Here is a 14,245-nt window from a genome sequence, read left to right as displayed (position 1 = left end):
CCGGGGGTGGCCCCCCCCCCGCGCCCCCCGGGTTCGTGCCATATCCACCGGGCCGGGGCTTCGGGGGGGGGGGGGGGCCCGGGCCGGGGGCTGGGGTGGGGTCCCGCGTGGGGTTCCCCCCCCCCCCTCCTTGTGGGCCCAACACTGCGCGGCGACACCGTCCGCGGGCCTCCGTCAGTCGACCGGGCCGCGCTCGTGGGGGATCCGCTCTCCGGCCTCGACCGCGACGGGCAGCCGGTTCTCGGCCGGCGGCAGCGGGCAGGTCGCGAAGTCGGTGTAGGCGCAGGGGAGATTGGTCGCACGGTTGAAGTCGAGCACGACCGTGCCGTCGGGCCCGGGGGCCTCCACGGTGAGATTCCGGTTGGCCGCGTACGTGGTGACGCCCGAGGTCGCGTCGGTGAACAGCAGCGTGAGGCTGCCGGGCGCGTGCCCGTTGAACGCGGTCAGGCTCAACTCCTGTCCGTCCAGCCGGAAGACGACCCGGCCGGGAGCGTCGTACACGTGCAGCAGTCCCTCGACGGAGGCGCCGACCGTCGTCGGCCGGGGCTCGGCGAAGGTCTCGTACCGGCCCGTGACGACCCAGCGCGGATCGGGCTCGTACGCGGGCGTGCCCTTGAAGTCGGCCCGCAGCGGGTGGGCGGGGTGCCGCGGGCGGACGATGTCGTTGCCGCCGCGCTTGGCGACCTCGATCACGGTGTCGCCCCACACGGCGTCGATGCCACCGCGCTCCGGGATGACGCCGAACAGGTGCCGCCCGCGGACGACGTGGCCGTCGACGACGAGTTCGGTGCCCTCGTCGAGCTCGACGACGACGCCTTCGGGCCCCGTCGACCAGGTGCCCGGGGCGCCGGGGAAGGTCTGCGGCTCGGGGGAGAGCCAGTGCAGACCGGTGATCGCGAGGAAGCCGTGCTCCGAGGCGAGCCGGGCGTCCTTGCCCTGGTGCCACGTCTCCCATTCCGCGGCGAAGAGCTCCGGATCGACGTCGACGGCCTCGCGGGCGGCCTCGGGGGTACGGGTGGTGTCATGGACGCTCATGCGTCTCCTCCTGCTGAGGTGAAAGGGGTGTGAAGGCAGGACGAGGCCGTCAAAGGGGCGCCCAGGAGTCGTGGGGCGGGTGCGTCGGTGTCCGGACGCCGGGTCGAGGCCTCGGTGTCAGCGGGAACACGCCATGGTCGTGACGCGCACGTAGTCCACGTGTCGGCGCGTCACGAGAAGGCTCATGGATGCAGCAAAACACACCTCCGGTGCGGGGCGCCAGGGTTCCCCGCACGGTCGGCATCGGCTCAGGCGGTCCGGTTCCCCCGGTCGTTGCAGGGGAGTTCGGTGATCCTGCTGTGGACGAGGAAGTCGCGGGTGGCCTGCCGCTCGGCCTCGGTGATCGCCGTCGGCTCGACGTCGATGATGCCGCCGAAGGGCCGGTCGACGTCCCGGATGATGCACAGGGTCGTGGTCAGCAGCGCGGTGATCACGACAAGGGTGACCACCTGGCCGCGGTTGTTCCTGCGGGGCAGGCAGATGCCGAGGCCCATCACGGTGATGGTCAGGGTGGCGAGCAGGAACCAGAGGATGGCGCTGGGGATGCTGGCCGTGGCCTGGGTCAGGCGCTCCTCGCGCTCGTCGGAGCGCTTGTTGTCGGCGGCGATCAGCATCCCGAAGGCCGGCTTGCCCTCCAGGGTGCGGAAGGTCGTACGGAAGTCCGTGGACCAGACGCTGGGGGCGGGGGAGCCCTCGCCGTCGGCCATGGCCGGCCACTCCTGCTCGCGGACGGCCCGGGCGTAGCAGACGGCGTCGGCCTGGATCCTGGAGCGCTGGGCCTCCGGGGCGTACTCGGCGGTCTCCACGAGCTGGTCGAGGGCGCGGGCCTCGCCGCGAGAGGCGACCTCGGCCTTGCCGTACGAGCCGTTCGCCGTGACCAGGACGAACGCGAGGAGCAGGACGGTGAGCGTCAGGAGGGGCCCGACGAGATCCTTGACGGCCATGCCGGTGTCGTCGTCCTCGCTGAGCAGCCTGGGCCTCAGGTACCGGTTCGCGGCGAGTCCGGCGAGCAGAGCGCCCAGGGCGACGAGGATGACGAGCAGCACGAGAGGACACCTCCGGGGACGGCCGGAGGCCTCTGGTGGCTCCGGCGGGGGCGCCGATCATGACCCCGCACGTCAGGGGGCGGGAACAGCGGAAACGTTCGCTCGCCCCCGCACGGGGGACGGCTGTTGGGCCGCGCGGCCGTCAGCCGAGTTCCTCGGCCAGTCCCACGACGATGCCCTCGGGGCCGCGGAGGTAGCAGAGCAGGTAGACGTCCTCGTACCGCACCACCTCGCCGACGAGTTCGGCGCCGTGGGAGGCGCGCAGACGGGTGACGGTCGCGTCGATGTCGTCCACGGCGAACATGACGCGCCGGAGGCCCAGCGTGTTCACGGGCGCGTCCCGCGGTTCGGGGCTGATCGCCCGCGGCGCGTGGAACTTCGCCAGCTCGATCTTCCCGTGGCCGTCCGGGGTGCGCAGCACGGCGATGTCCTCCCGGCAGCCGTCGATGCCGACGACGCGGTCGACCCACCGCCCCTCCAGGGGCCTGCGGCCTTCCAGCTCCATGCCGAGCTCGACGAAGAACGACAGGACGGTGTCGAGGTCGTCGACGACGATGAGGACGTTGTCCATCCGCTGGATCGCCATGCGGGGTCTCCTGTGTGTGTCGGGTACGGCGAGCTCGTGACCCTAGCGGATACGCATTGCGGTGATCTCTGCGGCATTCGTTGGAATTGATCAGAATCGATCGGAATGTCGTAGGACGTGATCGTTTCTGCATGGTGCCCTCACCGGCATGAACGCACGTACCCGACTCGCTCTCGCGAGCGCCGCCCTCACCGCCGTCGCCGTCACCGCCCCGGCGGCGACGGCGTCAGGGGCCGCCGCCGGTCCGGAGCCGACCCCGGCACCGCTCGTCACCGCCGCCAACGCGGTGCCCGGCAAGTACATCGTCACCCTCGACAAGACGGTCGACGCCGCCGAGGCCGCCGAGCAGCTCGGCCTCAAGCCCACGTTCGTCTACGAGAAGGCCATCAACGGCTTCGCGGCCCCGCTGACCGAGCTTCAGCTGGCGATGGTCCGGAAGGCCCCGGGGGTGACCTCGGTCGAGGAGGACGCGGTGACGCTCGCGCCGCCCCAGCCGACCGCGCCGGCGGCGACCCGCGGCCCGGCCGCCTCCTGGGGCCTGGACCGCATCAACCAGTGGAACCTGCCGCTCGACAACGACTTCACCACCCGTGGCAGCGGCGCCGGGGTGACCGCGTACATCCTCGACACCGGCATCGACTACCACCACGACGAGTTCGGCGGCCGCGCCTCCTTCGGCTTCGACGCCATGGGCGACGGACGCTACGGCCAGGACTGCAACGGCCACGGCACGCACGTCGCCGGCACGGTCGCCGGGAAGACGTACGGGGTCGCCCGCAAGGCCGCCGTGGTGAGCGTCCGGGTCCTCGGCTGCGACGGGCGCGGCGCGTACTCCGGCATGATCGCCGGACTCGACTGGGTCGCCAGGAACGCCCGGCAGCCGGCCGTCCTGAACGGCTCCCTGGGCGGGGACAAGTCGGTCGCCCTGAACAACGCCGCCACGGCCCTCTTCAACGCGGGCGTGCTCCCCGTCATCGCGGCGGGGAACTCGTCGAAGGACGCCTGCGACGTCTCGCCGGCGTCGGCGGCCGGCGTGGTCACCGTCGCCGCCTCCAACATCTGGGACGAGGAGACGTCCTTCTCCAACTACGGCTCGTGCGTCGAACTCTTCGCGCCCGGCCAGGACATCGTCTCGGCGCGGATCGGCGGCGGTTCCATCGCCCAGAACGGCACCTCCATGGCCGCCCCGCACGTGGCCGGAGTCGCTGCGCTGTACAAGGCCGAACACCCCGCCGCGAGCCCGGCCGAGGTCGCCGAATGGATCGACGACAACACCACGAAGGGTCTGCTCAGCAACGTCAGCGGAAGCACCCCGAACAAGCTGCTGTTCACCGGCGGCCTGTAGCCGGCTCCCCGGCCGCCCGCACGCCCCCTCGAAGGACGTGCGGGCGCCGTCGACGAGCGACAGGGGAGTCAGTTCCCCTCGGACTCGAAGGTGCGCAGCAGGTCGGCCGCCACGCTGACCGCGATCGTCGCCGGTTCCTTGCCGCCGATGCCGGCGAGACCGATCGGGGTCTTGATCCGGTCGATGGCGGCGTCGTCATGACCGCCCTCGGTGGACAGGCGCTTGCGGAACCGCGCCCACTTCGCCGCCGAGCCGATCAGACCGATGGAGCCGAGGTGGGGCGTGCGCAGGGCGGCGTCGCACAGCGCGGCGTCCTCGGCGTGGTCATGGGTCATGATCAGGACATGGGTGCCGGGCGGCAGCTCCTCCAGGACCTCCTCGGGCAGCAGCGGCGTGTGGTGCACCCGTACCTGCGCCACCGCGTCCGCGAGCACGCCGAGCCGCTCCTCCGCGAGGGTGTCGGAGCGGGTGTCGATCAGATGGAGGTCGAGGTCCTGACGGGCCAGGATGCGCGCCAGTTCGAGTCCGACGTGCCCGACGCCGAAGATCGCCACCGCCCGTACCACCGGCAGCGGTTCGAGCAGCACCGACACCGTGCCGCCGCAGCACTGCACCCCGTGCCGGTTGGTCACCTTGTCGTTCAGGGCGAAGTCCATCAGCTCCGGCTCCGCCTCGGCCCCGGCGATCATCTCCCGGGCCCGGTCGATCGCGACGGCCTCCACGTTCCCGCCGCCGATCGAGCCCCAGGTCTCGGTCCGCCCGACCACGAGCTTCGCGCCGGCGTCGCGCGGGGCGTGGCCGCGCACGGTCGCGACGGTCACGAGCACGCCGGACTCCCGGCGTGCCCGCAGCCGCGCGACCGCGGCGAACCACGTCATGTCAGGCACCGCTCAGCACTTCCGCGCCCTTGCCGGCCCGGTCGCGGGCCGCCTCGATCGCCCAGTACACCGCCTCCGGCGTCGCGGGCGAGGCCAGCTCCACGCTGATCCCGCCCGGCCCGAACGCGGCCGCGGCCTGCCGCAGCGCCTCCCGTACGGAGAAGGCCAGCATCAGCGGAGGCTCGCCCACGGCCTTGGAGCCGTAGACCGCGCCCTCCTCGCCGGCGTTCTGCAGCAGCGTGACGTGGAACTCCTCCGGCATCTCGGAGAAGCTCGGCAGCTTGTACGTGCTCGCCGCCTGCGTCAGGAGCCTGCCCCGGTGCGGGCCGTCGCCGGCGTCCCAGCGGAGGTCCTCCAGGGTCAGCCACCCCGCGCCCTGCACGAAACCGCCCTCGACCTGACCGATGTCGATCAACGGGGAGAGGCTGTCGCCGACGTCGTGCACGATGTCCACCCGCCGGATGCGGTACGCGCCGGTGAAGCCGTCCACCTCCACCTCGGCCGCGGCGGCACCGTGGGCGAAGTACTTGAACGGCGAGCCGTGGAACGTCTTCGCGTCCCAGTGCAGCCCCTCCGTCCGGTAGAAACCGGCCGCCGACAGCTGCACCCGCTGGAGGTACGCGGTGCGGACGAGCTCGTCCCAGGCCAGCTCCCGGTCGCTGCCGAGACCGCGCGCGACGCCCTCGACGATGCGTACGTCCGAGGCGTTCGTGCCGAGCTGGGTCGCGGCCACCTGGAGCAGCCGCTCGCGCAGCTGCTCGCAGGCGTTCTTGACCGCCGCGCCGTTGAGGTCCGTTCCCGCGCTGGCGGCGGTGGCCGAGGTGTTGGGCACCTTGTCCGTACGCGTCGGGGCCAGCCGCACCTTGTGCAGCGGGATGCCGAGGGTGGTCGCGGCCACCTGGAGCATCTTGGTGTGCAGGCCCTGGCCCATCTCGGTGCCGCCGTGGTTGATCAGGACGGAGCCGTCCTTGTAGATCAGCACCAGCGCTCCGCCCTGGTTGAAGGCGGTGAGGTTGAAGGAGATGCCGAACTTGAGCCCGGTCAGCGCGAGGGCCCGCTTGGTGTGCGGGTGCGCGGCGTTGAACGCCGCGATCTCGCGCCGGCGGTCGGCGAAGTCCGCGTTCTCCTTGACCTGTTCCCAGACGGCGGAGATCCGCTCCGGCTGGACGACCGGCTGCCCGTACGGCGTCGCCTGGCCCTTCCGGTAGAAGTTGCGCTCCCGCAGCTCCGCCGGATCGAGGCCGAGCAGCGGCGCGCACCGGCCCATGATGTCCTCGATCACCAGCATGCCCTGGGGGCCGCCGAAGCCGCGGAAGGCGGTGTTGGAGACCTTGTTGGTCCTGGCGATGCGACCGGTGATACGGGCGTGGGGGAGCCAGTACGTGTTGTCGATGTGGCACAGCGCCCGGGCCACCACCGGCTCGGACAGGTCCAGGCTCCAGCCGCCGTCCGCGGTCAGGGTGGCGTCGAGGGCCTGGATGCGGCCCCCGGCGTCGAAGCCGATCCGCCACGCGGCGTGGAAGCCGTGCCGCTTGCCGGACATGGTCAGGTCCTGGGTCCGGTTGAGCCGCACCCGGACCGGGCGGCCGGTCAGGCGGGCGCCGAGCGCGGCGACGGCCGCGAAGCCGTGCGGCTGCATCTCCTTGCCGCCGAAGCCGCCGCCCATCCGCAGACACTGCACGGTCACCTCGTGACTGTGCAGGCCGAGGACGTGCGCGACGATCTCCTGGGTCTCGGACGGGTGCTGGGTGCTGCTCTGGACGAAGACCTGCCCGGCCTCGTCGATGTGGGCGAGGGCCGCGTGCGTCTCCAGGTAGAAGTGCTCCTGGTCGGAGAACTGCAGCTCCCCGGTGAACACGTGCGCGGAGTCGGCGAAGCCGGCGTCGACGTCGCCCGTCACCATCACCGGCCGGGCGCCGTGGAAGCTGTCGGCGGCGATCGCCTCCTGCAGCGTGACCAGGGAGGGCTTCTCGTCGAGCTCCACCTCGACGGCCTCGGCGCCGAGCCGGGCGGCCTCAAGGGTCTCGCCGAGCACCCAGGCGACCGCGTGCCCGTGGAACATGACCTCGTCGGGGAAGAGCGGCTCGTCGTGCTTCATCCCGGCGTCGTTCACGCCGGGCACGTCGGCACCGGTGAGGACCCGCACCACACCGGGCACGGCGAGCGCCCGTTCGGTGCGCAGCGCCGTGATGGTGCCGTGGGCCTTCATGACCTGGACCGGGTAGGCGTGCAGCACGTCCTTGGTGCGGTGGACCAGGTCGTCGGTGTAGAGCGCGGTGCCGGTGACGTGCGCGGCGGCGCTCTCGTGCGGCAGCGGGAGACCGACGACGGACTTCTCGGGACGCTGGGACAACTGGCTCATGACGACACCGCCTCGGTGGTTCGCGCGTACAGCTTCAGCAGGCTCTGGCCGAGCATCGCGGAGCGGTAGGCCGCGCTGGCCCGGTGGTCGCTCATCGGGGTGCCCTCCTCGCGCAGCACCGGCGCCGCGGCCTCGACGGTCTCGGCCGTCCACGGCCTGCCCTCCAGGGCCGCCTCGGTGGCGAGCGCGCGGATCGGGGTGGCGGCGACACCGCCCAGGCCGATGCGCGCCTTGCGGACGATCCCGTCCTGGACGTCCAGCGCGAACGCGACCGCCACGCTGGAGATGTCGTCGAAACGCCGCTTGGCGATCTTGTGGAAGGCCACGACCGGCGACAGCGGGAGCGGGGCGCGCACCGCGCGGATCAGCTCGCCGGGACGGCGCACGCTCTGCCGGTAGCCGGTGAAGTACGCGGAGAGCGGGACCTCGCGCTCACCGTCGGCGTCGGCGAGCACCACCGACGCGTCCAGCGCGAGCAGCGCGGGCGGGCTGTCTCCGATGGGGGAGCCGGTGCCCAGATTGCCGCCGAGGGTCGCGCCGTTGCGGATGAGCCGCGAGGCGAACTGGGGGAACAGCTCGGCGAGGAGCGGGACTTCGCCGTCGAGACGGCGCTCGATCTCGGTGAGGGTCAGGGCCGCGCCGATCTCGACGGCCTCGGACTCGACGCGCAGCTCCCGCAGTTCGGGAAGGCGGTCGACGGCGACCACACAACCCGCCCTCCTGGAGCGGATGTTCACCTCCACGCCCCAGTCCGTGGAACCGGCGACCACCACCGCGTCGGGCCGCTCGCGCAGCAGCCGCAGCGTCTCGGCCAGGGTGTCCTTCCGGACGAACACGCTGTCGTCCCGGGCGTACTCGGTGGCCACCGGTGCGGGCGGAGCCTGCTCGCGGCGCTGCGCGAGCGGGTCCTCGTCGGTGGGCGCGCCCACGGCGAAGGCGGCGTCGCGGATGGGGCGGTAGCCCGTACAGCGGCACAGGTTGCCGCTCAGCGCGTGCAGATCGAAGCCGTTCGGACCGTGCTCGGCGTCGGCTGCCGCCCCGTCCGTCTCCGCGTGGGCGCAGCGGTCGGGCCGGTAGTACTCGGCGGCCATGCTGCACACGAACCCGGGTGTGCAGTAACCGCACTGGGATCCGCCGCGGACCGCCATCTCCTCCTGCACGGGGTGCAGGGTGGGCGGCGTGCCGGGGGCGCCGGCGGTGGCGAGGCCCTCGGAGGTGACGATCTCCTGGCCGTCCAGCGACGCGACCGGGACCAGGCAGGCGTTGACCGCGACCCAGTCGGTGGGCTTGTTCACCCCGGGGCGGGCCACCAGGACCGAACAGGCGCCGCACTCACCCTCGGCGCAGCCCTCCTTGGTGCCGGTGAGGCCGCGCTCGCGCAGGAACTCCAGCACCGTGGTGTGGGGCGCGGCGGGTGCGATGGGTGCTTCTTCTCCGTTGACGGTGATGCGCGCCGCTACCATGACGGGCCCTCGATTCCGTGCGCGATGGGTCGATTCATCATGTTCGCCAATGTCGGGCAGCTTTCTGTGTTCAGACGCGCCACGGCAGAGAAGCGGGCGCGGAACGGCACGCGACGGCGGCGTGCCGGGAAGCGGTGAAGGGAAACCGGGGAGACCGGGGAAGTCGTCGGCGTGCCCGCGGACGCGGCACGGCGGAACGGCGTCGTCAGCAGCCGTGGGCGATGCGACCCGGAACCCAGACCGTGGTGTGGGCGAGGCGGCTCAGGTCGGAGCTGGTGTTCATCCGCCGGTCGCCTCCTCTCGGTCGTCATGGGTCGAGGCTGCAAATTAATGCCCGGCGATCACCGCGGTCAAGAGGCGTCCGAGCTGCGTACATCTCCAGATCAGATGACTCCCAACGGAAACATCTGTTGGACAGTTCCACGGGGGTGCTCGAAGGATGGGCCGTGCGGTTGCACAGTCCACGAGAGCGGAGGCAGACATGCCGCATGAAGAGACCGAAGTAGTCGTCGTCGGGGCCGGCCAGGCGGGCGTCGCGATGAGCGAGCACCTGGGCGCCCACGGCATCCCGCACCTCGTCCTGGAGCGGCACCGGATCGCCGAGCGGTGGCGCTCCGAGCGCTGGGACTCCCTGGTCGCGAACGGGCCCGCGTGGCACGACCGCTTCCCCGGCCTGGAGTTCGACGGCCTCGACCCCGACGCCTTCGCGTCGAAGGAGCAGGTCGCCGACTACTTCGTCGCGTACGCCGAGAAGATCGGTGCCCCCGTCCGCAGCGGTGTCGAGGTCACCTCGGTGCGCCGGCTCGCCGGCCGGCCCGGCTTCCGCGTCGAGACGCCGCAGGGCACGATCGACGCCCGCTTCGTCGTGGCCGCGACCGGGGCGTTCCAGCGGCCCGTGATCCCGCCCGTCGTGCCGGACGGCGCCGTGCCCACGCAGATCCACTCCAGCGGCTACCGCAACCCGGGGCAGCTGCCCGAGGGCGCGGTCCTCGTCGTCGGGGCCGGTTCCTCCGGGGTGCAGATCGCCGACGAACTGCGCCGGTCCGGGCGCCGGGTGTTCCTCTCCGTCGGTCCGCACGACCGTCCGCCCCGCGCGTACCGCGGACGCGACTTCTGCTGGTGGCTCGGAGTGCTCGGGATCTGGGACGCGCAGACCCCTCCCCAGGGAGCCGAGCACGTCACCATCGCGGTCAGCGGAGCGCGCGGCGGCCACACCGTGGACTTCCGGGACCTGGCCGCCTCCGGCATCGAGCTCGTCGGCCTGACCAGCTCCCACGAGGACGGCGTGCTGCGCTTCGCGCCGGACCTCGCCGCGAACATCGCCTTCGGCGACGCCCAGTACCTGGACTTCCTCCGGGCCGCCGACGCGTACGTCGAGCGCAACGGCCTCGACCTCCCCGAGGAGCCCGAGGCCCACGTCCTCGGACCGGACCCGGAGTGCGTGACCGCTCCCCGCCTGGAGCTCGACCTCGCCGGGGCCGGCATCACCTCCATCGTGTGGGCGACGGGCTTCGCGAGCGACTACGGCTGGCTGGACGTCGACGCGTTCGACGAGGCCGGCCGGCCCGACCAGCGGCGCGGGGTCTCCTCCGAGCCCGGCGTCTACTTCCTGGGCCTGCCCTGGCTGTCCCGCCGCGGATCGAGCTTCATCTGGGGCGTCTGGCACGACGCCCGGTATGTCGGCGACCACATCGCACGGCAGCGCGGCTATCTCGCGTACGACCCCACCGACCGGAAGAACTGAGGAGCCGATCATGACCTCCACGAACCCCGAGCCCCCGATCGCCACCTCCACGAACCCCGAGCCCCCGATCGACCCCTCCACGAACCCCGAGCCCCCGATCGTCGCCGGCGGACACACCCGCATCCGCCCGTTCAACACCCGCGCGACCTATCCCGAGCAGAACCTCGACAACGACCTCTGCCAGGCCGTCGTCGCCGGGAACACCGTGTACGTCCGGGGCCAGATCGGACAGGACCTCGACACCAGCCAGTCCGTGGGCATCGGCGACGCCGAGGCCCAGGCCGAGCGGGCCATGGCCAACATCAAGATGCTGCTCGAAGAGGCGGGCAGCCGGATGGAGCACCTGGTCAAGCTGACGATCTACCTGATCGACCCGCGCTACCGCGAGCCCGTGTACCGCACGGTCGGCCGCTGGACCAAGGGCGTGCACCCCATTTCCACCGGTCTCGTCGTCTCCGCCCTCGCCCGGCCGGAGTGGCTGTGCGAGATCGACGCGATCGCCGTGATCCCGCAGGAGGAATCGGCATGACCTTCTCCCTCCTCGTACGTGACGGTGCCCGGTTCGGCGTCGTGGCGAGCTCGTCCAGTCCGGCCGTCTTCGCCCGGGTCGCCCATCTGCGCCCCGGCGTCGGCGCGGCTGCCTCGCAGAACATCACCGACCCCACGCTCGGCACGAGCCTCCTCGCGGGCCTCGCCGGGCACGCCGACCCGGAACGCGCCCTGGCCGAGGTCACCGGCGACGCCGGCTGTGAAAAGACCATCGCCTACCGGCAGTTGACCGTACTGGGCCGCACCGGCCCCGGGTTCGCCTTCAGCGGTGCGCACACCCTGGGAACGTACGCCTCGGCCACCGCGGACGGCGCGGTGGCCGCCGGCAACATGCTGTCCGGCCCGCACATCCCCGGCGTGCTCGTCGACGCCTACGCCGCCGCCACCGGAGAACTCGAAGAGCGACTCCTCACCGCCCTGAAGGCCGCCGTCGCGGCCGGCGGCGAGGAGGGGCCGGTGCACTCCGCGGGCCTTGCGGTCGTCGCGGACGTCGGCTGGCGGGTGACCGATCTGCGGGTGGACTGGGCCGACGACCCCGTCGACCGGCTCGGCGCACTCCTCGACGTCTGGCTGCCGCAGCGCGACGACTACGTGCGGCGCGGACTCGACCCCGCGTCCGCCCCCTCGTACGGCGTCCCGGGGGACCTGTGACGGCCGACATGAAGGAAGCGGCCCGGCGAGCGGTCCAGCGCCGCGCCGAAGGGCTCGTCGACCTGTCCGAGCGGCTGCACGCCGACCCGGAGACCGCGTGGGAGGAGCACCGGGCCGCGGCCGCCGTACCCGAACTCCTCGACCGGGCCGGATTCGACGTCACCCCGTCCTACCTGGGCCTGGAGACCGCCTTCCACGCCCGGTTCGGCAGCGGGCCCGTACGGATCGCCCTGTGCGCCGAGTACGACGCGCTTCCCGGCCTCGGCCACGCGTGCGGGCACAACCTCATCGCGGCGAGTTCCGTCGGGGCGGCGCTCGGCCTCGCCGCCGTCGCCGACGACGCGGGACTCACCGTCGAGGTCTACGGCACCCCGGCCGAGGAGGGCGGCGGCGGGAAGATCGAGCTGCTCGAACGGGGCGCGTTCGCCGGGGTCGACCTCGCGATGATGGTGCATCCGGCGCCGGTCGACGTCGCCGAGGCCCGCCCCTTCGCGGTCAGCCACTCCAGGATCTCCTACACCGGGAAGTCCGCGCACGCCGCGGCCTACCCGGAGGCGGGGGTCAACGCGGCCGACGCCTTCACCGTGGCCCAGGTCGCGATCGGCCTGCTCCGCCAGCACCTGCCCGCCTCGGCCCGCGTGCACGGCGTGGTGACCCACGCCGGGGACGCCCCGAACGCCGTCCCGGAGCGGGCGACCGGACGGTGGTACGTACGGGCCGAGACGCTCGCCGAACTCGCCGCACTGGAACCGCGCGTCCTGCGCGCCTTCGAGGCCGGTGCGCTCGCGACGGGCTGCGACCTCAGGATCGAGCCCGAGAGCAGGCCGTACGCGGAGTTCCGCGCCGACGAGACCGCCCTCGGCCATTACCGTACGAACGCCCTCGCCCTGGGCCGGGAGTTCGCCCCGCCCGGCCAGGCCGCCCGGATGAACCGGGCCTCCACCGACATGGGCAACGTCTCCCAGGTCGTGCCGGCCATCCACCCCTACATCGGCATAGGCTCCCTGCCCGCCACCAACCACCAGCACGAGTTCGCCGCGTACTGCGTGGGCGGGACGGCGGAGCGGGCCCTGCTCGACGGGGCGATCGCGCTGGCGTGGACCGGCGTGGACCGAGCCCTCGACACCCGACCGAGCGAAGGACCCCGATGAACCCCATCCCGGACCGCGCGTACCGGACCGAGCACGACATGCTCGGCGACGTCGACGTCCCGGCGGACGCCTACTACGGGGCGCACACCGCCCGGGCGCTGGCCAACTTCCCCCTCACCGGGGAGACCCTCGCCTCCCGCCCGCACCTGATCGGCGCCCTCGCGGCGGTCAAGTCCGCCGCGGCCCGCGCCAACGCCGAGGTCGGCGCCCTGGACCCGGCGCTCGCCTCGGCGATCGCGGACGCCTGCGCCGAGATCCGTGCCGGGGCGCTCCACGACCAGTTCGTGGTCGACCTGATCCAGGGCGGCGCGGGCACGTCGACGAACATGAACGCCAACGAGGTGATCGCCAACCGCGCCCTGGAGCTCCTCGGCCGCTCCCGCGGCGCGTACGCGGTCCTGCACCCGCTCGACCACGTCAACCTCGGCCAGAGCACCAACGACGTCTGTCCGACCGCCCTGAGACTGGCCCTCGACGCGCACGTCGTCGAACTGCTCGCCGCCCTGGCCGGCCTGCGCGGCGCCTTCGAGGACAAGGCCGCCGAGTTCGCCGACGTCCTGAAGATGGGCCGCACCCAGCTCCAGGACGCCGTGCCCATGACGCTGGGCCAGGAGTTCGGGGCGTACGCCGCCACCCTCGCCGAGGACGAGCAGCGGCTCGCCGAGGTCAGGCCGCTGCTGCACGAGCTCGCACTCGGCGGTACGGCGATCGGCACCGGTCTCAACGCCCGCCCGGGCTACCGGGAGCGGGCGATCGAGGAGCTCCGGCGGCTGACCGGCATCCCGACGCTCGTGTCCGCGCCCGACCTCGTGGAGGCCACCCAGGACGTCGGCGTCTTCGTGCACCTGTCCGGGGTGCTCAAGCGCGTCGCCGTGAAGCTGTCCAAGATCTGCAACGACCTGCGTCTGCTGTCCTCGGGGCCGCAGGCCGGACTCGGCGAGATCAACCTGCCCGCACGGCAGGCCGGTTCGTCCATCATGCCCGGCAAGGTGAACCCGGTGATCCCGGAGGCGGTCAACCAGATCGCCTTCGAGGTCATCGGCAACGACGTGACCGTGACCCTCGCGGCCGAGGGCGGGCAGCTCCAGCTCAACGCCTTCGGGCCGGTCATCCACCGCAGCCTGAGCGCCGGCCTCGACCACCTCACCGCGGGCGTCGGCGTCCTCACCGCACACTGCGTACGGGGCATCACCGCCAACCGCGAACGGCTCGCCGAGACCGTCGCCGCCTCCACCGGGCTCGTGACCGCCCTCGGTCCCGCGCTCGGCTACGAGACCGCCTGCGCGCTCGCGGTCGAGGCCCATCACACCGGCAGGCCCGCCCTCGACCTCGTACGCGAGCGGGGGCTGCTGACCGAGACGGAACTCGGCGAGCTCCTCAGCCCCGCCGCCCTCACCGGTCTGGCCGCCCTCTGAGGGGATCCCGGCCCGTGCCG

Annotated in this window: 12 protein-coding genes; 6 read left to right on the top strand and 6 right to left on the bottom strand. The window is 72.5% G+C overall.

Annotated features, from left to right (window positions below; all coding sequences use genetic code 11):
- Positions 1-174 precede the first annotated feature (174 nt).
- From ACWGN5_RS14165 to ACWGN5_RS14155, 3 genes are all read right to left on the bottom strand, one after another.
- Positions 175-1,035 (bottom strand): DUF1684 domain-containing protein, encoded by an 861-nt coding sequence (locus tag ACWGN5_RS14165; protein ID WP_453514602.1) that lies wholly within the window; start codon positions 1,033-1,035, stop codon positions 175-177.
- A 248-nt stretch (positions 1,036-1,283) separates the two neighbouring features.
- On the bottom strand, positions 1,284-2,081 hold the full coding sequence (locus tag ACWGN5_RS14160) for a bestrophin-like domain (RefSeq protein ID WP_453514601.1): 798 nt from the start codon (positions 2,079-2,081) through the stop codon (positions 1,284-1,286).
- A 142-nt stretch (positions 2,082-2,223) separates the two neighbouring features.
- Positions 2,224-2,667: a VOC family protein gene (locus ACWGN5_RS14155; RefSeq protein ID WP_453514598.1), complete on the bottom strand. Its 444-nt coding sequence runs from the start codon at positions 2,665-2,667 to the stop codon at positions 2,224-2,226.
- Between the two features lie 148 nt (positions 2,668-2,815).
- Between ACWGN5_RS14155 and ACWGN5_RS14150 the strand changes: the two genes are divergently transcribed.
- Complete coding sequence (locus tag ACWGN5_RS14150) at positions 2,816-4,012, top strand: S8 family peptidase (RefSeq protein ID WP_453514597.1); 1,197 nt, start codon at positions 2,816-2,818, stop codon at positions 4,010-4,012.
- Between the two features lie 68 nt (positions 4,013-4,080).
- Here the strand turns inward: ACWGN5_RS14150 and xdhC are convergent, their stop codons facing one another.
- From xdhC to ACWGN5_RS14135, 3 genes are read right to left on the bottom strand one after another with little or no spacing between them, the layout of a single operon-like run.
- Positions 4,081-4,890, bottom strand: a complete 810-nt coding sequence (xdhC, locus tag ACWGN5_RS14145; RefSeq protein ID WP_453514596.1) for a xanthine dehydrogenase accessory protein XdhC — start codon at positions 4,888-4,890, stop codon at positions 4,081-4,083.
- 1 nt (position 4,891) lies between these two features.
- Positions 4,892-7,252 (bottom strand): xanthine dehydrogenase molybdopterin binding subunit, encoded by a 2,361-nt coding sequence (xdhB, locus tag ACWGN5_RS14140; protein WP_453514595.1) that lies wholly within the window; start codon positions 7,250-7,252, stop codon positions 4,892-4,894.
- Complete coding sequence (locus ACWGN5_RS14135) at positions 7,249-8,715, bottom strand: xanthine dehydrogenase small subunit (RefSeq protein ID WP_453514593.1); 1,467 nt, start codon at positions 8,713-8,715, stop codon at positions 7,249-7,251. Before ACWGN5_RS14135 ends, xdhB begins: the two co-directional genes overlap by 4 nt.
- 481 nt (positions 8,716-9,196) lie before the next feature.
- Between ACWGN5_RS14135 and ACWGN5_RS14130 the strand changes: the two genes are divergently transcribed.
- From ACWGN5_RS14130 to ACWGN5_RS14110, 5 genes are read left to right on the top strand one after another with little or no spacing between them, the layout of a single operon-like run.
- On the top strand, positions 9,197-10,459 hold the full coding sequence (locus ACWGN5_RS14130; RefSeq protein WP_453514592.1) for a flavin-containing monooxygenase: 1,263 nt from the start codon (positions 9,197-9,199) through the stop codon (positions 10,457-10,459).
- Positions 10,460-10,469: 10 nt separating this feature from the next.
- Positions 10,470-10,988: a RidA family protein gene (locus tag ACWGN5_RS14125; protein WP_453514589.1), complete on the top strand. Its 519-nt coding sequence runs from the start codon at positions 10,470-10,472 to the stop codon at positions 10,986-10,988.
- Positions 10,985-11,659, top strand: a complete 675-nt coding sequence (locus ACWGN5_RS14120) for a DUF1028 domain-containing protein (protein WP_453514587.1) — start codon at positions 10,985-10,987, stop codon at positions 11,657-11,659. The genes ACWGN5_RS14125 and ACWGN5_RS14120 overlap by 4 nt, the downstream gene beginning before the upstream one ends.
- 8 nt (positions 11,660-11,667) lie before the next feature.
- The gene (locus ACWGN5_RS14115; protein WP_453514585.1) at positions 11,668-12,810 is read left to right on the top strand and encodes a M20 family metallopeptidase; all 1,143 of its coding nucleotides are present in this window, start codon (positions 11,668-11,670) and stop codon (positions 12,808-12,810) included.
- On the top strand, positions 12,807-14,225 hold the full coding sequence (locus ACWGN5_RS14110) for an aspartate ammonia-lyase (RefSeq protein WP_453514582.1): 1,419 nt from the start codon (positions 12,807-12,809) through the stop codon (positions 14,223-14,225). The genes ACWGN5_RS14115 and ACWGN5_RS14110 overlap by 4 nt, the downstream gene beginning before the upstream one ends.
- Positions 14,226-14,245 lie beyond the last annotated feature (20 nt).

Source organism: Streptomyces sp. NPDC055815, assembly GCF_053616475.1.
This window is presented reverse-complemented; position numbering and strand designations above follow the sequence as displayed.